The sequence below is a fragment of the Streptomyces filipinensis genome (genome assembly GCF_014649495.1).
Taxonomy (GTDB): Bacteria; Actinomycetota; Actinomycetes; order Streptomycetales; family Streptomycetaceae; genus Streptomyces; species Streptomyces filipinensis.
The window spans coordinates 319,488-343,600 of record NZ_BMTD01000009.1 but is presented as its reverse complement, the minus strand read 5'-3'; the positions used below and the strand labels follow the sequence as shown (position 1 = coordinate 343,600).

General features: G+C 71.0%; 21 protein-coding genes and 1 pseudogene. 11 read left to right on the top strand and 11 right to left on the bottom strand.

What is annotated here, in order from left to right:
- The first annotated feature begins 16 nt into the window (after positions 1–16).
- Positions 17–1,741 carry a methionine--tRNA ligase gene (gene metG / locus IE244_RS22055; protein WP_191875259.1) on the top strand — a complete coding sequence of 575 codons (1,725 nt, stop codon included), beginning with the start codon at positions 17–19 and terminating at the stop codon, positions 1,739–1,741.
- A gap of 274 nt (positions 1,742–2,015) precedes the next feature.
- Here metG and IE244_RS22050 read toward each other — a convergent pair whose 3' ends face one another.
- Positions 2,016–2,363: a DoxX family protein gene (locus tag IE244_RS22050; protein ID WP_191875258.1), complete on the bottom strand. Its 348-nt coding sequence runs from the start codon at positions 2,361–2,363 to the stop codon at positions 2,016–2,018.
- Between the two features lie 108 nt (positions 2,364–2,471).
- Here IE244_RS22050 and IE244_RS22045 point away from each other — a divergent pair, with 108 nt between their 5' ends.
- Positions 2,472–3,176, top strand: coding sequence for a hypothetical protein (locus tag IE244_RS22045; RefSeq protein ID WP_191875257.1), 705 nt, complete (start codon positions 2,472–2,474; stop codon positions 3,174–3,176).
- 237 nt (positions 3,177–3,413) lie between these two features.
- Here the strand turns inward: IE244_RS22045 and aspS are convergent, their stop codons facing one another.
- Entirely contained in the window at positions 3,414–5,177 is a 1,764-nt protein-coding gene (gene aspS / locus IE244_RS22040) for an aspartate--tRNA ligase (protein ID WP_191875256.1), read from the bottom strand.
- 236 nt (positions 5,178–5,413) lie between these two features.
- Between aspS and IE244_RS22035 the strand changes: the two genes are divergently transcribed.
- Positions 5,414–7,600: an ATP-binding SpoIIE family protein phosphatase gene (locus tag IE244_RS22035; RefSeq protein ID WP_191875255.1), complete on the top strand. Its 2,187-nt coding sequence runs from the start codon at positions 5,414–5,416 to the stop codon at positions 7,598–7,600.
- Here the strand turns inward: IE244_RS22035 and IE244_RS22030 are convergent.
- From IE244_RS22030 to IE244_RS22015, 4 genes and pseudogenes are all read right to left on the bottom strand, one after another.
- Positions 7,498–8,616, bottom strand: a complete 1,119-nt coding sequence (locus tag IE244_RS22030; RefSeq protein ID WP_191875254.1) for an AI-2E family transporter — start codon at positions 8,614–8,616, stop codon at positions 7,498–7,500. The genes IE244_RS22035 and IE244_RS22030 overlap by 103 nt on opposite strands.
- Before the next feature lie 141 nt (positions 8,617–8,757).
- The gene (locus IE244_RS22025) at positions 8,758–9,024 is read right to left on the bottom strand and encodes a hypothetical protein (protein ID WP_191875253.1); all 267 of its coding nucleotides are present in this window, start codon (positions 9,022–9,024) and stop codon (positions 8,758–8,760) included.
- Positions 9,025–9,246: 222 nt separating this feature from the next.
- Positions 9,247–9,957, bottom strand: a pseudogene (locus tag IE244_RS22020) (pirin family protein); the annotation flags it as partial.
- A gap of 203 nt (positions 9,958–10,160) precedes the next feature.
- Entirely contained in the window at positions 10,161–10,625 is a 465-nt protein-coding gene (locus IE244_RS22015) for an SseB family protein (protein WP_031172737.1), read from the bottom strand.
- Positions 10,626–10,751: 126 nt separating this feature from the next.
- Here IE244_RS22015 and IE244_RS22010 point away from each other — a divergent pair, with 126 nt between their 5' ends.
- The 4 genes from IE244_RS22010 to IE244_RS21995 all read left to right on the top strand — a co-directional run bounded on the left by IE244_RS22010 (position 10,752) and on the right by IE244_RS21995 (position 15,205).
- The gene (locus tag IE244_RS22010; protein ID WP_191875252.1) at positions 10,752–11,510 is read left to right on the top strand and encodes an alpha/beta fold hydrolase; all 759 of its coding nucleotides are present in this window, start codon (positions 10,752–10,754) and stop codon (positions 11,508–11,510) included.
- 130 nt (positions 11,511–11,640) lie between these two features.
- Complete coding sequence (locus tag IE244_RS22005) at positions 11,641–13,467, top strand: acyl-CoA dehydrogenase (protein WP_191875306.1); 1,827 nt, start codon at positions 11,641–11,643, stop codon at positions 13,465–13,467.
- Positions 13,468–13,582: 115 nt separating this feature from the next.
- Complete coding sequence (locus tag IE244_RS22000; RefSeq protein WP_191875251.1) at positions 13,583–14,881, top strand: M18 family aminopeptidase; 1,299 nt, start codon at positions 13,583–13,585, stop codon at positions 14,879–14,881.
- Positions 14,882–14,947: 66 nt separating this feature from the next.
- Positions 14,948–15,205, top strand: a complete 258-nt coding sequence (locus tag IE244_RS21995; RefSeq protein WP_191875250.1) for a DUF6458 family protein — start codon at positions 14,948–14,950, stop codon at positions 15,203–15,205.
- 28 nt (positions 15,206–15,233) lie between these two features.
- Here IE244_RS21995 and IE244_RS21990 read toward each other — a convergent pair whose 3' ends face one another.
- Together IE244_RS21990 and IE244_RS21985 are read right to left on the bottom strand one after the other, a co-directional pair.
- Positions 15,234–17,054, bottom strand: a complete 1,821-nt coding sequence (locus IE244_RS21990; protein ID WP_191875249.1) for a thioredoxin-like domain-containing protein — start codon at positions 17,052–17,054, stop codon at positions 15,234–15,236.
- A 69-nt stretch (positions 17,055–17,123) separates the two neighbouring features.
- A complete protein-coding gene (locus IE244_RS21985; protein ID WP_191875248.1) occupies positions 17,124–17,510 on the bottom strand; it encodes a cupin domain-containing protein in 387 nt (128 codons plus the stop codon).
- 52 nt (positions 17,511–17,562) lie between these two features.
- Between IE244_RS21985 and IE244_RS21980 the strand changes: the two genes are divergently transcribed.
- On the top strand, positions 17,563–18,531 hold the full coding sequence (locus IE244_RS21980) for a GlxA family transcriptional regulator (protein ID WP_191875247.1): 969 nt from the start codon (positions 17,563–17,565) through the stop codon (positions 18,529–18,531).
- Between the two features lie 31 nt (positions 18,532–18,562).
- Complete coding sequence (locus tag IE244_RS21975; protein WP_191875246.1) at positions 18,563–19,057, top strand: LURP-one-related/scramblase family protein; 495 nt, start codon at positions 18,563–18,565, stop codon at positions 19,055–19,057.
- Positions 19,058–19,129: 72 nt separating this feature from the next.
- Here IE244_RS21975 and IE244_RS21970 read toward each other — a convergent pair whose 3' ends face one another.
- Positions 19,130–19,924 (bottom strand): carbon-nitrogen family hydrolase, encoded by a 795-nt coding sequence (locus IE244_RS21970; RefSeq protein WP_191875245.1) that lies wholly within the window; start codon positions 19,922–19,924, stop codon positions 19,130–19,132.
- Positions 19,925–20,105: 181 nt separating this feature from the next.
- Between IE244_RS21970 and IE244_RS21965 the strand changes: the two genes are divergently transcribed.
- Positions 20,106–20,930, top strand: a complete 825-nt coding sequence (locus IE244_RS21965; RefSeq protein ID WP_191875244.1) for a maleylpyruvate isomerase family mycothiol-dependent enzyme — start codon at positions 20,106–20,108, stop codon at positions 20,928–20,930.
- Between the two features lie 63 nt (positions 20,931–20,993).
- Here IE244_RS21965 and IE244_RS21960 read toward each other — a convergent pair whose 3' ends face one another.
- Both IE244_RS21960 and IE244_RS21955 read right to left on the bottom strand, forming a co-directional pair.
- Positions 20,994–22,304 carry an MFS transporter gene (locus IE244_RS21960; RefSeq protein WP_191875243.1) on the bottom strand — a complete coding sequence of 437 codons (1,311 nt, stop codon included), beginning with the start codon at positions 22,302–22,304 and terminating at the stop codon, positions 20,994–20,996.
- Positions 22,301–22,975 (bottom strand): GntR family transcriptional regulator, encoded by a 675-nt coding sequence (locus tag IE244_RS21955; RefSeq protein ID WP_191875242.1) that lies wholly within the window; start codon positions 22,973–22,975, stop codon positions 22,301–22,303. Before IE244_RS21955 ends, IE244_RS21960 begins: the two co-directional genes overlap by 4 nt.
- Positions 22,976–23,166: 191 nt before the next feature.
- Between IE244_RS21955 and IE244_RS21950 the strand changes: the two genes are divergently transcribed.
- A complete protein-coding gene (locus IE244_RS21950) occupies positions 23,167–24,078 on the top strand; it encodes a D-alanyl-D-alanine carboxypeptidase family protein (protein ID WP_191875241.1) in 912 nt (303 codons plus the stop codon).
- The last annotated feature ends 35 nt before the right edge of the window (positions 24,079–24,113 follow it).

The following is a 24,113-nucleotide window of genomic DNA, read 5'->3' as shown; positions in this document are numbered from 1 at the left end:
CCTGGGAGCAGCCACGATGGCTCGACACCTCATCACCAGCGCCCTTCCGTACATCAACGGGATCAAGCACCTGGGCAACATGGTGGGGTCCATGCTCCCGGCGGACGTGTACTCCCGCTACCTCCGCCAGCGCGGCCACGACGTCCTGTACATCTGCGCGACGGACGAGCACGGCACCCCCGCAGAACTGGCCGCGAAGGAGCAGGGTCTCCCGGTCGACGCCTTCTGCGCCCAGGCGCACGACGCCCAGAAGGCGGTCTACGACGGCTTCGCCCTCGCGTTCGACTACTTCGGCCGCAGCTCCTCCCCGCAGAACCGCGAGATCACCCAGCACTTCGCCCGCAAGCTGAACGAGAACGGCTTCATCGAGGAGCGGGCGATCCGCCAGGTGTACAGCCCGGCCGACGGCCGCTTCCTGCCCGACCGCTATGTCGAGGGCACCTGCCCGCACTGCGGCTACGACAAGGCCCGCGGTGACCAGTGCGAGAACTGCACCCGCGTCCTGGACCCGACCGACCTGATCGACCCGCGCTCGGCGATCTCCGGTTCCACGGACCTGGAGGTCCGCGAGACCAAGCACCTCTTCCTGCTCCAGTCGAAGCTGGAGAACGAGGTCCGCGAGTGGGTCGCCCGGCACGACAAGGACTGGCCGCAGCTGGCCTCCTCCATCGCCCACAAGTGGCTGACCGAGGGCCTGCACGACCGTGCGATCACCCGTGACCTGGACTGGGGCGTCCCGGTCCCGGCCGACACCTGGCCGGAGCTGGCCGCCGAGGGCAAGGTCTTCTACGTGTGGTTCGACGCCCCGATCGAGTACATCGGCGCGACGAAGGAATGGGCCGACCAGGACCCGGACAACCGCGACTGGAAGTCCTGGTGGTACGAGGCGGACCGCGGCGAGAACCCCGTCCGGTACACGGAGTTCATGGCCAAGGACAACGTCCCCTTCCACACGGTGATGTTCCCGGCCACGGAACTCGGCATCCGCGAGCCCTGGAAGATGGTCGACTACGTCAAGGCCTTCAACTGGCTGACGTACTACGGCGGGAAGTTCTCCACCTCGCAGAAGCGGGGCGTCTTCACCGACCAGGCCCTGGACATCCTGCCCGCCGACTACTGGCGCTACTTCCTGATCGCCAACGCCCCGGAGTCGGACGACTCGTCCTTCACCTGGGAGCACTTCACCGCCACGGTCAACAAGGACCTCGCCGACACCCTCGGCAACTTCGTCAACCGTGTGCTGTCCTTCTCGAAGAAGCGCTTCGGCGAGGAGGTCCCGGCCGGCGGGGAGCCCGGTGTGGCGGAGGCCCGGCTCGGCGAGGAGATCGCCCGGCTGCTCGCCGAGTACGAGGAGCACATGGAGGCGCTGCAGTTCCGCAAGGCCGCCGCGGCCCTGCGTGCCCTGTGGTCGGCCGGCAACTCCTACCTGGAGGAGAAGGCCCCCTGGCTGCAGATCAAGACCGACCAGGACGCGGCGGCCCTCACCCTGCGTACGGCGATGAATCTGATCCACCTGTACGCGGTGGTCTCGGAGCCGCTGATCCCGGCCACGTCCGCCGCCATGCGCCAGGCCTTCTCGCTCCAGGACGACACCGCCGTCTGGGTGACCCGGGCCGAGGCGAAGGCCCTCGCCGCCGTCCCGGCCGGCACGCCGTTCACGGTCCCGCCGGTGCTGTTCGCCAAGCTCACGGACGAGGACCTGGCCGCCTACAAGGAGCGCTTCGGCGGCGAGGAAGGCTGATCGCCCCGTACTGATCCGGGTGAGGGCGCCGCGCCACCGGGCTCGGCGCCCTCACGTGCACGGGGGCCGTCCTGCTTCAGGACCCCGGCGCCGGTGGTGCCCGCGCCGGCGGCGGACACGGCGAGGGTGCGCCGCTTGCGGAGGGACCGGCGGTGGGAGGCAGCTGCCACGGAGGAGTCCTCCAAGGGTGTGCTGACCATGTCCTACGGCTCCTCGGTGGCCGCTGCCGCCAGGGAAGTTGCCGCGTCGCGGAGATTTGTCGGCGGGTGCGGGCTCAGCCGGCGTGGCCGAGGACGAGTGCGCCGACCACGGGCGCGGCGTAGACGAGCGGGAAGGGGATGTGCGCGTACCAGCGGGCCCGCGCCACGGTGACGGCCGCGCCGAGGAAGTAGAGCACCAGGCAGGCCCCGGCCAGCACCCCGATCACGGGCACGAACAGCCCGACGACCAGTCCCACGGCCCCGGCGGCCTTGGCCAGTCCGAGCGGGGTCCACCAGGCGCGCGGCACCGCGTAGTCGGTGAGCGCCTTGACGATCCACTCGGCCCGCAGGAGCAGCACGGTCCCGGAGAACCCGGCCATCAGCGCGGCGAGCAGGGTGACGATGACGTAGGCGGTGTGCATGACCAGCTCCTGGAGAGACGCCGTGAAGGTGTGGACGTCTCTCTGACACCGCCGCGCACGGCCGTGTGACAGCGGCCCGGAAAAAAATTCTGGCAAAGTACCGATGTCGTGAACCTCCCCGAACCTCACCGGCGGCTCCTGGCGGACGTCGTCACGGCGGGCGGCCCGTACGGGCTGGTCCTCGCCGGCGGTTACGCCCTGCAGGCGCACGGTCTGCTGCGGCGCCCGCACGCGAACCTCGACTTCGCCACCGAGAGCCCCGAGCCCATGGAGCGGATCGCCGGCGCCCTCGCCGCCGCCCTGGAGGCCCGCGGCCGGCAGGTCCGGGCCGGCGCCGGCACCGCCCTCACCGCCCAGCTGACGGTCACCGACCCGCCGACCGGCGCACCGTGCGCCCTCGTCCTGCACAAGGAGGCCTTCTGGCAGCCGCCGGAGCTGACCGAGTACGGCCCGGCCCTGTCCCTTGAGGACGCCGTCGGTACGAAGATCCGGGCGCTGTACGACCGGGGCGCGGCCGTCGACCTGATCGACGCGCGGGCCGCCGCGTCCCGCTTCACCCTGCCCGGCCTGGAGGAACTGGGCCGCAGGCACGCCCACGACCCGTTCGACCTGACCACCCTGCAGTCCCGGCTGACCGGCACGGACTTCTACTCGGACGGGGACTTCGTCCGCTACGGGCTGGACGAGGACCGGGTCGGCGCGCTGCGCGCCTGGGCCCAGCACTGGTCCGACGACATCGCCGAACGGCTGCTGGAGGACGGCGCGTCCCCCGACAGCGAGGAGGAGCAGGGCGAGGAGGAGCAGGGGGACTGAGGCGCGCCCCGCTTTCTCGGCGAAGAACAGCCGACCGGTGTGGGGTGTCGTCGGGGGGGCCTGGTGACCGCCGCCTCCGCCGTGCCCGCCGGGGGGGAGGGGCGCCGGCCGCGAGGGCGCCGCCGAGGCCCGGCGCCACGCCGGCGCCGCCCGCCACGAGGACCGTGCCCGGAGACGGCTGTGCGCGCCGATCGTCAGGAGCCAGTCAGGACGGATCGGCGCGCACGGCGGGTTCTGCTACTTCGGCTGCGGCTTCCTGATGTTCAGGTGCAGCTCGCGCAGGCGGGACTCGTCCAGCTCGGTCGGGGCGCCCATCATCAGGTCCTGGGCGTTGCCGTTGAGCGGGAAGGCGATCGTCTCGCGGATGTTGGGCTCGTCCGCGAGGAGCATGACGATACGGTCCACGCCCGGGGCGATGCCGCCGTGCGGCGGGGCGCCGAAGCGGAAGGCGCGGAGCATTCCGGCGAACTTCTCCTCGACGGTCTCGCGGTCGTAGCCCGCGATCTCGAAGGCCTTGAGCATGATCTCCGGCTCGTGGTTCCGGATGGCGCCGGAGGACAGCTCGACGCCGTTGCAGACGATGTCGTACTGCCAGCCCAGGATGTCCAGCGGGTCCTGCGTCTGCAGGGCCTCCAGGCCGCCCTGCGGCATGGAGAACGGGTTGTGCGAGAAGTCGATCGCGCCGGTCTCCTCGTCCTTCTCGTACATCGGGAAGTCGACGATCCAGCAGAAGCGGAAGACGCCGTCCTCGAAGTGGCCGGCACGACGAGCGGCCTCCACCCGCACCGCGCCCATGATCTTCGAGACCTCGTCGAACTCGCCCGCGCCGAAGAACACGGCGTGACCGGGGGCCAGCGACAGGCGCTTGGTCAGCTCGGCGACGTTCTCCTCGGTGAGGAACTTCGCGATCGGGCCGGACAGCGTGCCGTCCTCGCCGACACGGACCCAGGCCAGGCCCTTCGCGCCCAGGGTCACGGCGAAGTCGCCGAGCTGGTCGAAGAACTTGCGCGGCTGCGCGGACACGTCCGGCACCGGCAGGGCGCGCACGTGCTTGCCGGCGAAGGCCTTGAACTCCGAGCCCTCGAAGATGTCGGTGATGTCCACCAGCTCCAGCTTGGCGCGCAGGTCCGGCTTGTCGGAGCCGTACTTCAGCATCGCCTCGCGGAACGGGATCCGCGGGAAGGGGGAGGTGACATGCCGGCCGCCTCCGAACTCCTCGAACAGCTCGGTCATGAGCTTCTCGATCGGCTGGAAGACGTCCTCCTGCTCGACGAAGCTCATCTCGACGTCGAGCTGGTAGAACTCGCCCGGCGAGCGGTCGGCGCGGGCGTCCTCGTCCCGGAAGCAGGGCGCGATCTGGAAGTAGCGGTCGAAGCCGGAGATCATCAGCAGCTGCTTGAACTGCTGCGGGGCCTGCGGCAGGGCGTAGAACTTGCCCGGGTGCACGCGGGAGGGGACCACGTAGTCACGCGCGCCCTCGGGGGAGGTGGCGGACAGGATCGGCGTCGCCATCTCGTTGAAGCCCATCGCGGCCATCTTGTGCCGGATCGCCGAGATGACCTGCGTACGCAGCATGATGTTGCGGTGCATGCGCTCGCGGCGCAGGTCCAGGAAGCGGTACTCCAGGCGCCGCTCCTCGTTGACACCGTCCTCGGCGTTGATGGTGAACGGCAGCGGTGCGGCGGCGCCGAGCAGCTCGACCTCGGCCACCTCGACCTCGATCTCACCGGTCGGCAGGTCCGGGTTCACGTTCTCGGTTCCACGTGAAACAACGCGGCCGTCGACGCGGACCGTGGACTCCTTGGAGATCTTGTCCAGGGCCTCGTAGGCGGGCGTGCCGGGACGGGCGACCAGCTGCGTGATGCCGTGGTGGTCGCGCAGATCGATGAAGAGGATGCCGCCCAGGTCGCGCCGATTGTGCAGCCAGCCACTGAGCCGGACGTCGGTGCCGACGTCAGAGGCGCGGAGCTGGCCGCAGGTGTGGGACCTGTACCGATGCATCGTCGTTCATCGTCCTTCGTGTGTGAGGTCTGCGGGGTGTGTGCTCTCCCCGGCCAGAACGGGCACGGGGCCCGGACCCATCAAGGGTACCGGGCACGCCAAGATCGGCTCCCACCCTTAACGCCCAGCCGCGCGGTGACGGCGCCGGATCTTCGGCGACACCTCCAACCACGAGTCTCCCGGATCGGGTCTTCTTACAGTGGCACCCCTCGATCAGATCTTCCTAAAGTGGGGCAATGCGTACAGGCGAGACCCTCCCGTCCGTCGGGGACGTCCTCGCCGCCCTCGCGACCGGGCTATGGCGCTGGGACACGGGCGCCGGTCTGGTCACCGTGGACGCGGAGGCGGCGCGGCTGCTCGGCCTGCCCGCGGAGGCGACCACCCTCACGGAGGCCCAGACCCGGGCCCGGCTGCACCCGGAGGACTGGAACGAGATCACCGGCGTGATCCCGCTGGCGGTCGACGAGGGCACGCTCGCGGAGGTACGCATCCGGATCATGGACGGGTGCGGGAACGTCCTGCGGGTGGTCCGCAGCCGGTCCAAGCCGACCTTCGATCCCGAGCGGCGGGCGTACGAACTGGTCGGCACCCTCCAGGAGGTCACCGAGCCGACCCCGGGCACACGGGCCGCCCGCAGCGCGGTCACCGGTGACTGGCGACGCTCGCGGGAGGCGTTCCTGCTGGACGCGGGCCGGGCGCTGGCCGAGGCGCGGTCCACCGCGGAGGTGCTGCGGGTGGCCGGCGGCCTGTCGATGCCAGGCTTCTCGCCGGACGGGCTCGTGGTGTTCGGGGTGGAGGGCGACCGGCTGACGATCATCGGCCAGCACGGGCACCAGCCGGGCGACCTGGGCCCCTTCTCGCACATGGCGCTGAGCACGGACTACCCGGCCGCCCAGGTCGTCCGCACGGGCCGCGCGGTGTACCTGTCCTCGCCCGAGGAGTACAGGGAGCGCTATCCGGCGGCCTGGCCGCTCGCCCAGCCCTTCGGCCGCCGCTCCTGGGCCTTCCTGCCGCTGACGGCGGCCGGGCGCACGATGGGTGCCTGGTTGGCGGCCTTCACCTATCCGGTGGCGTTCACACCCGACGAGCGCGCCGTCCTGGCGACGGTGGCACGGATGCTCGCCCAGGCGCTGTCCCGGGCCGGTGCCGCGGAGTCGGAGCGGGAGCTGACGGAGGGCCTGCAGCGCTCCATGCTGCCCTCGCTCGGCCCGGAGATCCCCGGCATGGACGTGGCCGCCCGGTACATCCCGACCGGCGGCGGTCTCCAGGTCGGCGGCGACTGGTACGACCTGATCCCGCTGCCCTCCGGCCGGTTCGCCCTGGTCATGGGGGACGTCCAGGGCCATGACGTACGGGCCGCGGGTCTCATGGGCCAGCTGCGCATCGCGCTGCGCGCCTACGCCTCCGAGGGCCACCGCCCGGACGCCGTGCTCTCCCGGGCGTCCCGGTTCCTGCACGGCATCACCCACGACGACGAGATGACCGACCTCCGCTTCGCGACCTGCGTGTACGTGGAGGCCGACCCGGTGACCGGGACGCTGGAGATCGCCCGTGCCGGGCACCCGCACCCGGCGATCCGGATGGCCGACGGCACGGTGATGATGCGGCCGACGGCAGGCGGGCTGCCGCTGGGCATCGACCCGGAGGGGGACTATCCGACGACCGGGTTCACCCTGGAACCCGGCGAGACGCTGATGCTCTGCACCGACGGCCTGATCGAGACCGGCGGGCACGACATGGAGAGCGGCTGGCGCCGGCTGCGCGCGATCCTGGAGGAGCACGGGGGGACCGACGGGCCCGAGCTGGAGGCGCTGGCCGACGCGCTGGTGCAGGGTGTGCACGGGCCGTCCTCACACCACACCACCGGCCCCCTGACCGACCGGCGCGAGGACGACATCGCGCTGGTGCTGCTGGGCCGGCCGCCGCGGGACACGGTACGGCCCACGATCCGGCGCACGCTGCTGTCGGTGGCGCAGGACGAGCCGGACCGGATCGCCGAGGCCCGCCGTCACCTGCGCGAGCTGCTGCACGACTGGGCCGGCGCCGACCAGGTCGACGCGGCCGTGCTGCTGGTCTCGGAGATGGTCACCAACGTCCTCGTCCACACCGACGCCGACGCGCTGCTGCTCGCCGAGGTGACCGGTGAGGCGGGGGCGCGATGGCTGCGGGTGCAGGTCACCGACACGGGCGACGATCTCCCGCACCGGCGCCGGCCCGGCGAGCTGGCCTCCTCCGGCCGGGGCCTGATGCTGATCGAACTGCTCGCGGACGCCTGGGGCGTGGACCCACGGGGCGAGGGCAAGAGCATCTGGTTCGAGCTCTACGAGTCGGGGGAGGCGTCGGAGGGCGGCGCGTCGGAAGAGGACGCCTGGGAAGAGGAAGAGGACGCCTGGGAGGAGGACGCGTCGGAGGGGGTCGCGTAACGCGTCCGCAGCTCTCGTGCGACCCCGAAGGCCGCCGCGGTCAGCGGGACCGCGAGCAGCATCCCGAGGATCCCCGCGACGGACGCCCCTCCGGTGATCGTCAGCATCACCACGGCCGGATGCATCTGCACGGTCCGGCTCTGGATGACCGGCTGGAGCACATGCCCCTCCAGCACCTGTACGGCGAGCACGACACCGAGCGCCCACAGCCCGATGACGAAGCCCCGGTCGGCGAGGGCCACCAGGACGGCCACCGCGCCGGAGATGAAGGCGCCGAGGTAGGGGATGTAGGCACCGACGAACACCAGCGCGCCCAGGCCGAGCGCGCCGGGCACCTGGAGGATCAGCAGGCCGACGGTGATGCACAGGGCGTCGATGAGCGCGATGACCGTCGTCCCGCGCATGAACCCCTCCATCGCGTCGAAGGCGCGCCGGGCGATGGCCTCCAGGGTGTCGGCGGTGCCGCCGGGCGCCACCGACCGCAGCGTGACGACGGCCTGCTGCGAGTCGCGCAGGAAGAAGAAGACGAGTAGCAGCGCCAGTACGGCCATCGCGATGCTCTCGCCGACGACGCTGACCCCGCTGATGACGTTGGACGCGGCCGTACCGCCGAACTTGCCCAGCAGCTCGCGGGCGTGGGTGGCGAGGTCGTCGAGCCCGGTGCCGGCGGCCCCGAAGTGCCGCGAGACCCCCTTGGCGGCGGCCCGCAGCGAGGCGAGGATCTGGTCGCCGGTGTCGATGAGCGCGGCGACGACGATGTACAGGGCACCGCCGACGACGGCCACCACGGCGACACAGGTGAGCCCGGCCGACACGGATGCCTGCACGCCCGCCCGCACGAGGCGCCGGTGCAGCGGGCCGAGCAGCGCGGTCCCGAGCAGGGCGAGCAGCACCGGGATGACGGCCGTACGGAACTCCCCGCACAGCCGCACCCCCACCCAGCCGACCCCGGCGACGAGCAGCAGCACGGCACACCAGGCGGCGAGGCGGCGCACGGGGTCGGGCAACAGCTGCACGCCACCAGCGGATCACGGGCGCCGAGGGGTGTCCTGCCGCACGGGGCCGGGCGGGTGAGATCCCCCCTCGACGGTGTGAGCGGCCGCCCTTTCCAGGACGGCCGCTCACGCGGTGACCGCACGTGTGCTGTCGCAGCTTCCTCAGCCGAGGACGCCACCGAGGAGACCATGGAGGAGGCATCCCAGGCTGAGGAGGCCGCAGTTGGTCACCGTGTTGGAGTTGTTGTTGTTGATGTTGGTGTCGGAACCCGCGTCGGTGCCGGTACCGGTGCCGTCGTCGGCGGCCGTGGCCACGCTCCGCGGGGCGGGCGCCGTCTGTGCCTGAGCGGGGGCGGCCAGCGCGACGCCGCCGACGGTGAGGAGGACGCCGGCCGCGGTGCACGCGAGGGTGCTGCGGATGCTGCTCATATGTGTCTCCTGAACTGGTGTGTGTGCGTGGTGTCGGCTACCAGGAGCGACCACTCGTGCGCCCTGCTGAACGAAGCGGCGCAATTGCGACGCTAGGGGCCCATTCGGTGCGACGCCTTCCCGAACTAGTCCATCCGGGTCGGCGCGCCTCCTTGCATCGCGCACACAAAAGGCCCCGCCCGGATGCCCGGACGGGGCCTTCTCTCCTTGAGCGGGCGGGATCTACAGCCCGTCCCCGGTCATGCCGTGCACCGCCGGGATCGTGCCCAGGCGGCCCTTCTGGAAGTCCTCGAAGGCCTGCATCAGCTCTTCCTTGGTGTTCATGACGAACGGGCCGTAGTGGGCCATGGGTTCACGGATGGGCTGTCCGCCGAGGAGGACGACCTCCAGGTCCGGGGCGTTGCCGTCCTGCTTCTCGTCCGCGCGGACGGTCAGCGAGGAGCCGGATCCGAACACGGCGGTCTGGCCGGAGTGGACCGGCCGGCGGTCCGTACCGACGCTGCCGCGGCCCGCGAGGACGTAGGCCAGGCCGTTGAAGTCCTCCCGCCAGGGCAGGGTGATCTCGGCACCCGGGGCGAGGGTCGCGTGGATCATCGTGATCGGGGTGTGGGTGATGCCGGGACCCTTGTGGCCGTCAAGTTCGCCCGCGATGACACGCAGCAGGGCACCGCCGTCAGGAGTCGTCAGCAGCTGGACGTTGCCGCCGCGGATGTCCTGGTAGCGCGGCGCCATCATCTTGTCCTTGGCCGGCAGGTTCACCCACAGCTGCAGACCGTGGAAGAGACCGCCGGACACGACCAGGGACTCCGGCGGGGCCTCGATGTGCAGCAGGCCGGAGCCCGCGGTCATCCACTGGGTGTCGCCGTTGGTGATGGTGCCGCCGCCCCCCTGGGAGTCCTGGTGGTCGAAGATCCCGTCGATGATGTACGTGCCCGCTCGGTGCGGTCGTCACTGCCAGCACCGGACGCGCCACCGCATCGGCGGAAGCGGTCTGCAGGCATGGTCGGTACCTCCTTGTGCGCCCACTTTAGTTGAGCATTGAACTTTCTGCCACCCACAACAGAGAGAGCCCGGAGGGAATTCCCTCCGGGCTCGCGGTCTCGGGGACGGGCCGGCCGCCCGCGCGGCGACGGCCTCTAGCCGTACATCCGGCGCATCGCGAAGTCGACCATCTGCTCGACCGCCTTCGCGTCGAACACCATCCGGTGCTCGCCCTCCATGTCCAGGACGAAGCCGTAGCCGGTCGGCAGCAGGTCGATCACCTCGGCGCCGGTGATCACGAAGTACTTGGACTCCTTGCCCGCGTAGCGGCGCAGCTCCTTGAGCGAGGTGAACATCGGGATCACCGGCTGCTGGGTGTTGTGCAGGGCGAGGAAGCCGGGGGTGTCGCCGCGCGGGCAGTACACCTTCGACGTCGCGAAGATCTGCTGGAAGTCCTCGGCGGACATCTGCCCGGTGGTGAACGCGCGCACCGCGTCCGCGAGGGAGGGTGGGGACGGCTCGGGATACAGCGGCGGCTGCTGCCCGTAGCCGCCGGCCATCGGCTGCTGGGGTGCGGCGTACTGCTGCTGAGCACCGACGTTCTGGTCGTAGCCGTACATGGGCGCAAGCGTACCGAGCGGGAGCGGCGCGATGACCCCCGGGAGAATTTATGTAGCGGTCGCTAGATAATGCTGGTACGGTTTTTGTATCGATCGCTACAGACAGCGTCCTCCGGGGGGTACCTCATGTCCGGCACCGATCCGCGTCCCGCTCTGCTCCTCGCCCACGGCGCCGGCGGCTCCCTCGCGGCCAACTACGGCCCCGTGATGGCCGCCCTGACGGCCCGGTACCGCGTGATCGGCGCCGACTACCCGGGCGCGGGCGGCGCCCCGCGCGCGAGAGAGCCGCTGGAACTGGACGACCTGGCCGACCGGCTGGCGGCCGCCGCCGACGCGGAGGGAGCAGCACGCTTCGCCGTCTCAGGGTTCTCACTGGGCGGCGCCGTGGCGATACGGCTGGCCGTGCGGCATCCCGAGCGGGTCACGGCACTCCTGCTCACCGCGCCCTTCGCCCGCGCGGACGCGCAGGTCCGGCTGGTCGCGCGCGTGTGGCGGTCGCTCATCGAGGCCGGCGACCCGGACACCCTCGGACGGTTCCTGCTCGCCCACAGCCTGAGCCCGGCCGCCCTGCAGGCGATGGACCCGCAGGAGCTGGAGAGCGCGGTGAAGCAGGCGGGCGGGGACGCCCCGGCCGGCACGCCGGAACACGTGGAGCTGGCGGAGCGGCTCGACGTGACCGCCGACCTGCCCCGGATCACCGTGCCCACCCTGGTCGTCTCACCCGCCGACGACCCGCTGATCGCACCCCGGCTGCACCGGGAGGTGGCGGCGGGGATACCGGGAGCCCGGCTGATGCGCATACCGGGCGGTCACCTGCCTTACGCCGAACACCCGGACCAGTGGGCGGCGCTGCTCACGGCCCCGTTCCCCGGCAGGAAGGAGTAGACCCTTCTCACACTTGACCGGCAGGGGTTGCTTCTTATTACCGACGGGTAGCATCATCGTGCTACTTGTTGGTACGTGAACTAGGTGCGAGGAGTCAGTGCCTCGCCGATCCCTCTACGGAGCCGTCGCCATGGGGCACTACAAGTCGAATCTCCGCGACATCGAGTTCAACCTCTTCGAAGTACTGGGGCGCGACAAGGTGTACGGCACCGGCCCGTTCGAGGAGATGGACGTCGACACCGCCAAGAGCATCCTGGAGGAGATGACCCGCCTCTCGGAGAACGAGCTGGCGGAGTCCTTCGCCGACGCCGACCGCAACCCGCCGGTCTTCGACCCGGAGACCAACACCGCGCCGGTCCCGGCGTCCTTCAAGAAGAGCTACAAGGCCTTCATGGACTCCGAGTACTGGCGGCTCGGCCTGCCCGAGGAGATCGGCGGCACCAACTCACCGCGCTCCCTGATCTGGGCCTACGCCGAGCTCATCCTGGGCGCCAACCCGGCCGTGTGGATGTACTCCTCCGGCCCCGCGTTCGCCGGCATCCTCTTCGAGGAGGGCAACGAGGTCCAGAAGCACATCGCCAAGGTCGCCACCGAGAAGCAGTGGGGCTCCACGATGGTGCTCACCGAGCCCGACGCGGGCTCCGACGTGGGCGCCGGCCGCACCAAGGCGATCCAGCAGGAGGACGGCTCCTGGCACATCGAGGGCGTGAAGCGCTTCATCACCTCCGGTGAGCACGACATGTCGGAGAACATCCTCCACTACGTGCTCGCGCGTCCCGAGGGCGCCGGCCCCGGCACCAAGGGCCTGTCCCTCTTCCTCGTCCCGAAGTACCTCTTCGACTTCGAGACCGGCGAGCTGGGCGAGCGCAACGGCGTCTACGCCACCAACGTCGAGCACAAGATGGGCCTGAAGGCCTCCAACACGTGCGAGATGACCTTCGGCGACCAGCACCCCGCCAAGGGCTGGCTGATCGGTGACAAGCACGACGGCATCCGCCAGATGTTCCGCATCATCGAGTTCGCCCGCATGATGGTCGGCACGAAGGCGATCTCCACGCTGTCCACCGGCTACCTGAACGCGCTGGAGTACGCCAAGGAGCGCGTCCAGGGCCCGGACCTGGCCAACTTCATGGACAAGACCGCGCCCAAGGTCACCATCACCCACCACCCCGACGTGCGTCGCTCGCTGATGACGCAGAAGGCGTACGCGGAGGGCATGCGCGCCCTGGTGCTGTACACCGCCTCGATCCAGGACGCGATCCAGGTCAAGGAGGCGAACGGCGAGGACGCCTCCGCCGAGGAGGCGCTGAACGACCTGCTGCTGCCCATCGTCAAGGGCTACGGCTCCGAGAAGGGCTACGAGCAGCTCGCCCAGTCGCTGCAGACCTTCGGCGGCTCCGGCTTCCTGCAGGAGTACCCGATCGAGCAGTACATCCGGGACTCCAAGATCGACACCCTGTACGAGGGCACCACCGCGATCCAGGGCCAGGACTTCTTCTTCCGGAAGATCGTCCGCAACCAGGGCGCCGCGCTGAACTCCCTCGCCGAGGACATCAAGAAGTTCCTGGCGCTCGGCACCGGCGGCGAGGAGCTGGCCGGCGCCCGCGAGCACCTGGCCAAGGCGGCCGTGGAGCTGGAGGCGATCGTCGGCCTGATGCTGACCGACCTCGCCGCCACCGAGCAGGACACCAAGAACATCTACAAGGTGGGCCTGAACACCACCCGCCTGCTGCTGGCCTCCGGTGACGTCGTCGTCGGCTACCTCCTGCTGAAGGGCGCCGCGATCGCCGCCGAGAAGCTGACCTCGGCCTCCGCCAAGGACCAGGCCTTCTACACCGGCAAGATCGCGGCGGCGAAGTTCTTCGCGGCCAACGTCCTGCCGGGCGTCACGCTGGCCCGCAAGGTCGCCTCGACGGTCGAGCTGGACCTCATGGAGCTGGACGAAGCCGCGTTCTAGAAGACGCCCTTCCGGATACGTACCCGCAGGTCCCCGCGGGTACGTCCCTGTAGATACTGTGCGGGCCCGCTCTCTTTCCGGGAGCGGGCCCGTGCACGTCGTTAAGGTGAATCCCATGAGCGCAGCAGCCCGCTTCGACCGCGGCCACACCGACGACCTGATGTCCTTCCTGGCGGCCGGCCCGTCGCCGTACCACGCGGTGGCCAACGCCGCCGAGCGGCTGGAGAAGGCAGGCTTCCGGCAGGTCGCGGAGACCGACGCCTGGGACGCGTCGAGCGGCGGCAAGTACGTGCTGCGCGGCGGCGCGCTCATCGCCTGGTACGTCCCCGAAGGCGCCGATCCGCACACTCCGTTCCACATCGTCGGCGCGCACACCGACTCCCCGAACCTGCGGATCAAGCCGCGCCCGGACAGCGGGGCGCACGGCTGGCGCCAGGCCGCCGTCGAGATCTACGGCGGACCGCTGATGAACTCCTGGCTGGACCGCGACCTGGGCCTGGCCGGCCGGCTCAGCCTGCGCGACGGCTCCACCGTGCTGGTCAACGTGGACCGTCCGCTGCTGCGCGTGCCCCAGCTCGCCATCCACCTGGACCGTTCCGTCAGCAGCGAGGGGCTCAAGCTCGACAAGCAGCGCCATCTGCAGCCGGTGTGGGGCCTCGGCGACGACGTCCGCGACGGCGATCTGATCGCCTTCCTGGAACAGGAGGCGGGGCTCGCGGCCGGCTCGGTCACCGGCTGGGACCTGATGACGCACCCCGTGGAGGCCCCGGCCTACCTCGGCCGGGACCGGGACCTGGTCGCCGGACCGCGCATGGACAACCTGCTGTCGGTGCACGCGGGCACCGCCGCGCTGGCCGCCGTCGCGACCTCCGGCACCCCCCTCACCCGTATCCCCGTCCTGGCCGCCTTCGACCACGAGGAGAACGGCTCCCAGTCGGACACCGGCGCGGACGGCCCGCTGCTCGGATCCGTGCTGGAACGCTCGGTGTTCGCGCGCGGAGGCTCGTACGAGGACCGGGCACGGGCCTTCGCCGGCACCGTGTGCCTGTCCTCCGACACCGGCCACGCCGTCCACCCCAACTACGCGGAGCGGCACGACCCGACGCACCACCCGCGGGTCAACGGCGGCCCGATCCTCAAGGTCAACGTCAACAACCGCTACGCCACGGACGGTTCGGGCCGCGCCGTCTTCGCCGCCGCCTGCGAGAAGGCGGGCGTGCCGTTCCAGAGCTTCGTCTCCAACAACTCCATGCCGTGCGGCACCACCATCGGCCCGATCACCGCGGCCCGGCACGGCATCCGGACCGTGGACATCGGCGTCGCGATCCTCTCCATGCACAGCGTGCGCGAACTGTGCGGCGCCGACGACCCGTTCCTGCTGGCGAACGCCCTGACCGCGTTCCTGGAGGGCTAGCCGGGAACGGCGCGGGTACCCGGACGGCACCGGAGATTCCGGAACCGAAAGGGGAGGCGACTTCTCATGGGGCTCGGAGGGTGCATCATCCTCATCGCCGTGGGGGCCATCCTCACGTTCGCGACCGACTGGCACATGCACGGCGTCAACCTCACCGTCGTCGGCCTGATCCTGATGGCGGTGGGGCTGATCGGTGTGGCGACGTTCAGCGGCATCGCCCGGCGCCGGCGGGTCGTGATGCCGCCGACGCCGGTGGTCGAGGAGGAGCCGCGCCACCACCATCACCACCGCGTCGACGACTACAGCGACGGCTACGGCGTCTGACGCGCCCCGGCCGCAGGACCGCGCCCGCCTACTGCTCGTCCATTCCTGCCAGAACGAGCGGCAGCCGGTCCGCCCCGCCCTCGGTGAGGCGGACCGGGACGCCCCAGTCCTGCTGGTGGACATGGCAGGCGGGGTACTCGTGGGAAGGATCGTCGTCACAGGAGGCGGCCATCGCCGAGACGTGCAGGACGCCCTCCGTGACGGCCGGGTTCAGCTCCAGCTCGCGGGACAGGTCCGTGTCCGCACCCTCGCCGCTGAGCAGGAGTCCGGGCGGGGTCGAGGAGACCAGAAGACGCGTCGACGGACCGTAGCGGGTGTCGAGCTTCTGGCCCGCGGGCGCCTGGAAGACGACATCCAACCGCAGTGCGCCGGGAGCGACTTCGGTCGCGGCGCGCCGGGTGCGGTGGGCGACCGACTCCACCCGCACCGCCTCCTCCGGCAGCCGCAGCCGGGTCAGCCGGTGCCGGGCCGACTCCACGACCACGACGTCCTCGCCGGCGAGCACGGCGTCGCTGGGCTCGCGCAGATCCGTGGCCAGCGTCGTGACCTCGCCGGTCGCCGGGTCGTAGCGGCGCAGAGCGTGGTTGTAGGTGTCGGCGACGGCCACCGATCCGTCCGGCAGGGCGGTGACGCCCAGCGGGTGCTGGAGCAGCGCCTGCCCGGCGGCGCCGTCACGATGGCCGAAGTCGAACAGACCCGTGCCGACCGCCGTGTGGACACGTCCGTCGAGATCCACCCACCGCAGGGCGCTGGTCTCGGAGTCGGCGAGCCACAGCCGGTCGGCGGTGGCCGCCAGGCCGGACGGCTGGGCGAACCAGGCCTGCGCGGCGGGGCCGTCGACCAGTCCCTCGTTGGTGGTGCCCGCCGCGACGGCGACCGTGCCCGCCTCGGGGTCGTACGTCCACAGCTGGTGGACGCCCGCCATGGCGATCCACACCTTGCCGCCGAACACCGCCACGTCCCAGGGTGAGGAGAGGTCGACCCCGCGGGCCGGACCGGAGGTGGCGGACCCCTGCCACCACTGCTTCCCGGTGCCGGCCAGGGTCGTCACCGCGCCGGTGGCGAGGTCGAGGCGGCGCAGGGCGTGGTTGACGGTGTCAGCGACGACCACACCGCCGCCGTCCAGCAGGGCCAGCCCCTGCGGCTCGCTGAAGGACGCCTCCCCGGGGCCGCCGTCCACGAACCCGCGCATGCCGGAGCCGATCCGCCGTACGACGGTCTCGGCGTCCTCGGCCAGCTCCACCAGCTGGTGCCGGGTGGTGTCGCTGACCAGGAAGTTCCCCGACGGCAGCAGCAGCGCCTTGCCGGGGAAGCGCAGCGTCGTCGGCTCGGGCTCCGGCGGCACGTACGGGCCGTCGCCACGGCGCAGGGTGCCCTTCGCCTCGTGCTCGGCCTCCAGCTCCTCGACCAGCCGCTCGATGGCGTGGGCGTGCCCCTCGCCCGCGTGCTGGGCGACGACGTACCCCTCCGGGTCGATGACGACCAGCGTCGGCCAGGCGCGCACCGCGTACTGCTTCCAGGTGGCCAGCTCGGGGTCGTCCAGCACCGGGTGCTCCACCCCGTACCGCTCCACCGCGTCCACGACCGCCTGGTGCTCGGCCTCGTGCACGAACTTCGGCGAGTGCACACCGATGACCACCACCGTGTCCCGGTGCTTCTCCTCCAACTCGCGCAGCTCGTCCAGGACGTGCAGACAGTTGATGCAGCAGAAGGTCCAAAAGTCCAGGACCACGATGCGTCCGCGCAGGTCGGAGAGGGTGTACTGGGTGTCTCCCGTGTTCAGCCAGCCGCCCTTGCCGACCAGTTCGGGGGCGCGGACGCGGGCGCGTCGGGGTGCGGAGTCGGTCATGGCTCCAAGAGTGCCACCCGACTCCGACAGCCGATCCGGCGCCTGTGGAAAAGTCGCTCCCGGGCCCGGTCAGGGCAGGGCGTGGCCGGTGGTCGCGTCCACGTGGTCCGGGACCTCCTCGTGCCGGTCGCCGACCGTGAGGGTGCCGCTGGGCTCGATGACGAGGATCGAGGTGGGCACGGGCGCGTACGGCTTGTGCTCGGTGCCGCGGGGGACGGTGAAGACCGAGCCCCTGGACAGCACGACCGTGCGCTCCCCGGCCGGCTCGCGCAGGCCGATGTGCAGTTCGCCGTCGAGCACCAGGAAGAACTCGTCGGTGTGGTCGTGGACGTGCCAGAGGTGTTCGCCCTCCACCTTCGCCACGCGCACGTCGTAGTCGTTGACGGTGGTGACGATGCGGGGGCTCCACCGCTCGGTGAAGGAGGCGAGGGCCTGCTCCAGAAAGATCGGTTCCATGGGTTCATCGTGCGGGTGGCCGGGGCCGTCGTACGAGTGCTAGGAATCGCATATGCCGCAAGGATCCTCTCACCGCATCGTGCTGGTGGTCGACGAGAACTCCAACCCCTTCGAGATGAGCTGCGCCATCGAGATCTTCGGGCTGCGGCGGCCCGAACTCGGGCGTGACCTGTACGACTTCCGGCTGTGTGCCGCCGGTCCCGAGACCCGGATGCGGGACGGCTTCTTCACGCTCACCGGGGTCGCGGGGCTGGCGGCGGCCGAGGACGCGGACACGCTGATCGTGCCGAACCGGCCCGACACCGAGGTCCCGCGCGAGGAGCGTGTCCTGGACGTCGTGCGCCGGGCACACGCGCGCGGCGCCCGGCTCGTCGGCTTCTGCTCGGGCGCGTTCACCCTCGCGGAGGCGGGTCTGCTGGACGGGCGCCGGGCGGCCTGCCACTGGATGTGGGCGGAGGCCTTCCGCAGCCGCTTCCCCCGGGTGCGCCTGGAGCCGGACGTGCTCTTCGTGGACGACGGCGACATCCTGACCGCCTCCGGCAGCGCCTCGGCGCTCGACCTGGGCCTGCACATCGTGCGCCGGGACCACGGCGCGGAGATCGCCAACCATGTCTCCCGGCGCCTCGTCTTCGCGGCCCACCGGGACGGCGGCCAGCGGCAGTTCGTGGAGCGCCCGGTGCCCGACGTGCCCGACGAGTCGCTCGGCCCGCTGCTGGCCTGGGCGCAGGAACGGCTCGGCGAGCCGCTGACGGTGGCGGATCTCGCCGCCCGCGCGGCCGTCAGCCCCGCCACGCTGCACCGCCGCTTCCGGGCCCAGCTGGGCACGACGCCGCTGGCCTGGCTCACCGGGGAGCGGGTGGCGCTGGCCTGCCGGCTGATCGAGCGGGGCGAGGAGCGCCTGGACGTCGTCGCGGCCCGCAGCGGACTGGGCACGGCGGCCAATCTGCGGGCCCGGCTACGCCGGGAGACGGGGCTGAGCCCATCGGGCTACCGCAGGCGTTTCGGACCGGCGGGACCGTGATGACCCGCTCGCGGCGGGGAACGGTCACCGCATGAGACTCCTCGTACGCGACCGGCTTCTCGGCATCGGTGACGACTACTGGATCGAGGACGAGCACGGCCGGAAGGTGTTCCTCGTCGACGGCAAGGCCATGCGGCTGCGCGACACCTTCGAGCTGAAGGACGCCCAGGGGCGCGTCCTGGTCGACATCCACCAGAAGATGTTCGCGCTGCGCGACACCATGGTGATCGAGCGGGACGGCGAGGGGCTCGCCACGATCCGGCGCAAACGGCTGTCGCTGCTGCGCAACCACTACCGGGTGTCCCTGGCCGACGGCGCCGAGCTGGACGTCAGCGGCAAGATCCTCGACCACGAGTTCGCCATCGAGTACGACGGTGAACTCCTCGCGGTGATCTCCCGCCGCTGGCTGCACCTGCGGGACACGTACGGCGTCGACATCCTGCGCGAGGACGCCGACCCGGCCCTGCTCATCGCGGTGGCGGTATGCGTGATCCATCTGGCACAGAAGGAACGGGAGACCGGCTGACGAGCCTGGGCGGGCAGCCGGTCCACTCCCACGGTTCCTGACCGGCCCCGCCGCCGGCGGCTCGAAGTGCGCTCAGCGGCGCGGGGGTTCGAGGCCCAGGACCCGGTCCTTCAGGGCCGGGAACTGCTCGCGTGTGGCCGCCACCTTCGCCGGGTCGAAGTCGACCGTGAGGACCTCCTCGTCCGGGCCCGCCTCGGCGAGCACCTCGCCCCACGGATCCACCACGATCGAGTGACCCGCCTGCGGAACTCCCGCATGGGTCCCGGCCGTTCCACACGCGAGCACGAACGCCTGGTTCTCCACCGCCCGCGCCTGAGCCAGCAGCGTCCAGTGCGCGCGTCGCCGCTCGGGCCAGCCCGCCGGGATCACCAGCGTCTCGGCGCCGGCGTCGACGAGTCCGCGGAAGAGTTCGGGGAAACGGAGGTCGTAGCAGGTGGCCACGCCGAGCGTGGTCCCGGGCAGCCGGACCGTCACCAGGTCCCGCCCGGCTCCCATCAGCACGGCCTCGCCCTTGTCGAAGCCGAAGCGATGGATCTTGCGGTAGGCGGCGACCGGTTCACCGGAGGGGGAGAAGACGAGCGAGGTGTTGTAGAGGGGGCCGTCGGGGTCCCGTTCGGGAATGGAGCCGGCGTGCAGCCAGACGCCCGCGTCGCTCGCCGCCTTGGCCATCGTCTCGTACGTCGGCCCTTCGAGCGGCTCGGCCTCCCGGCCGAACTCCTCGTGGGCGAAGGCACCGGTGGTCCACAGTTCGGGCAGGACCACGAGGTCGGCGCCGGCCTGCTCCCGCACCAGGGCGGCCACCCGCTGCCGCCGGGAGTCGACCGATTCGTCCTCGTTCACGGCGATCTGGATCAGCGAGGCGCGCACACTACCACCGTCCTGGCATTCGAGTCGTCCATACAGGCCTACGATCGTCACACGAAAGCACTGCCGGGGTGCCTGCAAGCAGCGTAACTTAGCGTCCCAGACACCCACCGAAGTGCGCCGCCGCCCGCTGGCAACGCCGCCACAACCTGCCCGTGTACCGACCGCCGAGGGGTCCCGTTCCGTGAGTCTGCATCCCACCCTCCAGCCCTACGCCGACGCCTGGACCCACTCCATCGACGCGATATCCGAGATGGTCCAGTCGCTCGCGGAAGGGGAGTGGAACCGGCGGACCCCGTGCCCGGGCTGGTCCGTGCGGGACCTCGTGTCCCATGTGATCGGCCTGGACTGCGAGATGCTCGGCGACCCGCGTCCCATCCACTCGCTGCCCCGTGACCTCTTCCACGTCACCACCGAGCACCAGCGGTACATGGAGGTGCAGGTCGACGTCCGCCGCCACCACACGGCGCCGGAGATGACGGCCGAGCTGGAATACACGGTCATCCGCCGCAACCGCCAGCTGCGCGGCGAGTCCCGCGACCCCGGCACCACGGTGCGCGGCCCGCTGAGCGCGGAGATCACGCTGGAGCAGGCCTACCGCACCCGGGCGTTCGACGTGTGGGTGCACGAGCAGGACCTGCGCACGGCCCTCGGCCGGCCCGGCAACCTGGACTCGCCCGGCGCGGCCGTGGTGCGGGACGTCCTGCTGGAGGCGCTGCCGAAGGTCGTCGCGAAGGACGCGGGCGCGCCGCGCAGCTCGGCGATCGTGTTCGACGTGCACGGCCCGGTGGAGTTCCTGCGCACGATCCGCGTCGACATCCAGGGCCGCGGCACCCTGGAGACCACCCCGGCCCTCGGCCCGGCCGCCTCCCTCACCCTCGACTGGGAGACGTACGTCCGCCTCGCCTGCGGCCGCGTCGCCCCGGAGGCGGTGGCGGACCGTGTGAAGACGGAGGGCGACCCGGACCTGGCGGCGGCGATCCTGCGCAACTTCGCGGTGACGCCGTAGCCCTGACAGCAGCAGCACGGGCGCAGCGCCGCCGACGGAGCACCGCGCGTTGGGGGGACGCGGCTACGCCGCGGGGACGTGCACCGTCTCCACCCGGCTCGCCACCAACCGCTCCCGCTCCCGCCGCGCGGCCCGCCCCCGCAGCCGCAGAATCTGCGAGACCCCGAGTGCCTGCAGCACGAACACCGCACTGAACGCCACGGCGTAGTCGTCCCCGGTGGCGTCCAACAGCACCCCGACCGCGAACAGCGTCGTCATCGAGGCGATGAACCCACCCATGTTGGTGATGCCCGACGCCGTGCCCTGTCGCTCGGGCGGGTTGGCCGGCCGCGCGAAGTCGAACCCGATCATCGAGGCCGGTCCGCAGGCGCCCAGCACCGTGCACAGCACGACCAGCAGCCACATGGGCGCGCGCTCGCCGGGGTACACCAGCGTCGTCGCCCACAGCAGCGCGGTCGTCCCGACCGTGCCCAGCGCCAGCGGCAGCCGTGCCGCGTGGTGCCGGGCGACGATCTGGCCGTAGACGAGCCCGATCACCATGTTGGACAGCACGACCAGAGTGAGCAGCTCACCCGCCGTGGTGCGGCTGAGCCCCTGTGCCTGGACCAGGAACGGCAGGCCCCACAGCAGCAGGAACACCATCGCCGGGAACTGGGTGGTGAAGTGCACCCACAGCCCGAGACGCGTGCCGGGCTCCCGCCAGGCCGCGGCGATCTGCCGGCGGACGTAGGCCGCGCCCTGGTGCGGCGACGGCTCGGGCTCGTGCCCGTCGGGGTGGTCCTTGAGGAACAGCAGGGTCAGGACGAGGACGACGACACCGGCGAGCGCGCTGCCGGCGAACGCCGGGGTCCAGCCGATGCCGTGCAGCAGCCGGGCGAGGACCAGCGTGGAGACCAGGTTGCCCGCCATGCCGACCAGCCCGGCGAGCTGCGCGACCAGCGGGCCGCGCCGGGCCGGGAACCAGCGGCTGCCGAGCCGCAGCACGCTGATGAAGGTCATCGCGTCACCGCAGCCGAGCAGGGCGCGGGCGGCGAGGGCGGTGCCGTACGAGGGGGAGAAGGCGAAGCCGAGCTGTCCGGCCGTGAACAGCACGGCGCCGATGCTGAGCACCTTCTTGGTGCCGAGCCGGTCGACCAGCAGGCCGACGGGTATCTGCATGCCGGCATAGACGAGCAGCTGCAGGATGGAGAACGTCGACAGGGCGGAGGCGCCCACATGGAAGCGGTCGGCCGCGTCGAGTCCGGCCACGCCCAGGGACGTACGGAAGATGACGGCGACGAAGTAAACGGCGACGCCCGTGCACCACACGGTGACGGCGCGCCGGCCGCCCGGCGGATCACCCGGAAGAGTGACGTTCCTCGACGGGCCGCTCATCGCACCTCACCCCGGGCGAGGTGCTCGAACCAGCTCACATGCCGATGCACGACCTCGACGGCGGCCTCCGCGTCCCCGGCGCGCAGCGCGGCCAGGATCTCCTCGTGCTCGGCGAGCGTCTTGGCGATCCGGTCGGGGTGGGAGTGCATGACGGCGACGCCCATCCGCAGCTGGCGGTCGCGCAGCTGGTCGTAGAGGCGGGACAGGATCTCGTTGCCGCCGCTGCGCACGATCTCGGCGTGGAAGCAGCGGTCCGTCACCGCGGCCGCGGCCAGGTCACCGGCGGCGGCCTGCGTCTTCTGCAGCTCCAGCAGCTCGGTCAGGCGCCGCAGCAGCCCGGGCGGGGCGGGTACGGCCTTGCGGGCGGCGTGCTCCTCGACCAGCTGGCGGGTCTCCACCACGTCGGCGATCTCCTGCGCTGAGACGGGCAGCACCAGGGCGCCCTTCTTCGGATAGAGCCGGATCAGGCCCTCGGCCTCCAGCCGCAGCAGCGCCTCCCGCACGGGCGTGCGGGAGACCCCGACGGCCTCGGCCAGCTCGCCCTCGGTGAGCAGGGTCCCGCCCTCGTAGCGGCGGTCGAGGACGCCCTGCTTGACGTGGGCGTACACGCGGTCTGCGGCGGGCGGCGGCTTGTCGTGCCGGCGTGCGGGTTGCTGTACGGCCGTCTGCATGCCCACAGGATAGATACAACACGTACGCATACGGGGGCGCCGTCCAGCATCCGGACGTGAAACGAGGGCCCCGCGCAGCGACGGCACAACTTTCTGTGCTACTTACGTGTCTCACACGTGCGGCTCCCTGCTCCCGCCAGCTCAACTGGGCCGCACTCCAGGGGCATTCACGACAATCGGGGTATTTTACTTTGATTACCGGCATCAAGGGCACACACGCCACACGTCTTCGCAGAGCCGCCGCCGTCGCCGTCACCTCGGGCGCGCTGCTCGCGACCGGTGCCCTCACCGCGGCGCCCGCTCAGGCCGTCACCACGCCCTCGATCGTGGCCAAGGGCGGCTTCGTGATGAACAACGCGAGCGGTTCGACGCTGTACACCAAGACGGCGGACACCCGCCGCTCCACCGGCTCCACCACCAAGATCATGACCGCCAAGGTCGTGCTCGCGCAGTCGAACCTCAACCTCGACAAGAAGGTGACGATCCAGCAGGCGTACAGCGACTACGTCGTAAAGAACCAGGCCTCGCTGGCCCACCTGATCGTCGGCGACAAGGTCACCGTCCGCCAGCTGCTGTACGGCCTGATGCTGCCGTCCGGCTGCGACGCCGCCTACGCACTCGCCGACACCTACGGTTCGGGCTCCACCCGTGCCGCGCGCGTGAGCAACTTCATCGGCAAGATGAACGCCGCCGCGAAGAGCCTGGGCCTGACGAACACGCACTTCGACTCCTTCGACGGCATCGGCAACGGCAGCAACTACTCGACACCGCGCGACCTGACGAAGATCGCCAGCAGCGCGATGAAGAACTCCACGTTCCGCACGATCGTCAAGACGAAGGCGTACACCGCCAAGACGATCACCAAGACGGGCAGCACCCGCACGATGGGCACGTGGACCAACACCAACACGCTGCTCTCCAGCTACAGCGGCGCCATCGGCGTGAAGACCGGCTCCGGCCCCGAGGCGGGTGCCTGCCTCGTCTTCGCCGCCACCCGTAACGGCAAGACGGTCATCGGCACCGTCCTGGCCTCCACCACGTACGCACAGCGCGCGGCGGACGCCACGAAGCTCCTCAACTACAGCTTCGCCAAGCTGGGCTGATTCGCCACCAGGCACTGACGGGCCCGTCGCGCGAG

Excerpts from the sequence above, each read along its gene's own strand:
- metG (WP_191875259.1), top strand. The coding sequence starts at position 17 with ATGGCTCGACACCTCATCACCAGCGCCCTTCCGTACATCAACGGGATC.
- IE244_RS22000 (WP_191875251.1), top strand. The coding sequence starts at position 13,583 with ATGAGCGCAGCAGCCCGCTTCGACCGCGGCCACACCGACGACCTGATG.
- IE244_RS21985 (WP_191875248.1), bottom strand. The coding sequence starts at position 17,510 with ATGGAACCGATCTTTCTGGAGCAGGCCCTCGCCTCCTTCACCGAGCGG.
- IE244_RS22050 (WP_191875258.1), bottom strand. The coding sequence starts at position 2,363 with ATGCACACCGCCTACGTCATCGTCACCCTGCTCGCCGCGCTGATGGCC.
- IE244_RS22005 (WP_191875306.1), top strand. The coding sequence starts at position 11,641 with ATGGGGCACTACAAGTCGAATCTCCGCGACATCGAGTTCAACCTCTTC.
- IE244_RS21960 (WP_191875243.1), bottom strand. The coding sequence starts at position 22,304 with ATGAGCGGCCCGTCGAGGAACGTCACTCTTCCGGGTGATCCGCCGGGC.
- IE244_RS22010 (WP_191875252.1), top strand. The coding sequence starts at position 10,752 with ATGTCCGGCACCGATCCGCGTCCCGCTCTGCTCCTCGCCCACGGCGCC.
- IE244_RS21975 (WP_191875246.1), top strand. The coding sequence starts at position 18,563 with ATGAGACTCCTCGTACGCGACCGGCTTCTCGGCATCGGTGACGACTAC.
- IE244_RS21980 (WP_191875247.1), top strand. The coding sequence starts at position 17,563 with ATGCCGCAAGGATCCTCTCACCGCATCGTGCTGGTGGTCGACGAGAAC.
- IE244_RS21955 (WP_191875242.1), bottom strand. The coding sequence starts at position 22,975 with ATGCAGACGGCCGTACAGCAACCCGCACGCCGGCACGACAAGCCGCCG.
- IE244_RS22035 (WP_191875255.1), top strand. The coding sequence starts at position 5,414 with ATGCGTACAGGCGAGACCCTCCCGTCCGTCGGGGACGTCCTCGCCGCC.
- aspS (WP_191875256.1), bottom strand. The coding sequence starts at position 5,177 with ATGCATCGGTACAGGTCCCACACCTGCGGCCAGCTCCGCGCCTCTGAC.
- IE244_RS22025 (WP_191875253.1), bottom strand. The coding sequence starts at position 9,024 with ATGAGCAGCATCCGCAGCACCCTCGCGTGCACCGCGGCCGGCGTCCTC.
- IE244_RS21990 (WP_191875249.1), bottom strand. The coding sequence starts at position 17,054 with ATGACCGACTCCGCACCCCGACGCGCCCGCGTCCGCGCCCCCGAACTG.
- IE244_RS21995 (WP_191875250.1), top strand. The coding sequence starts at position 14,948 with ATGGGGCTCGGAGGGTGCATCATCCTCATCGCCGTGGGGGCCATCCTC.
- IE244_RS22015 (WP_031172737.1), bottom strand. The coding sequence starts at position 10,625 with ATGTACGGCTACGACCAGAACGTCGGTGCTCAGCAGCAGTACGCCGCA.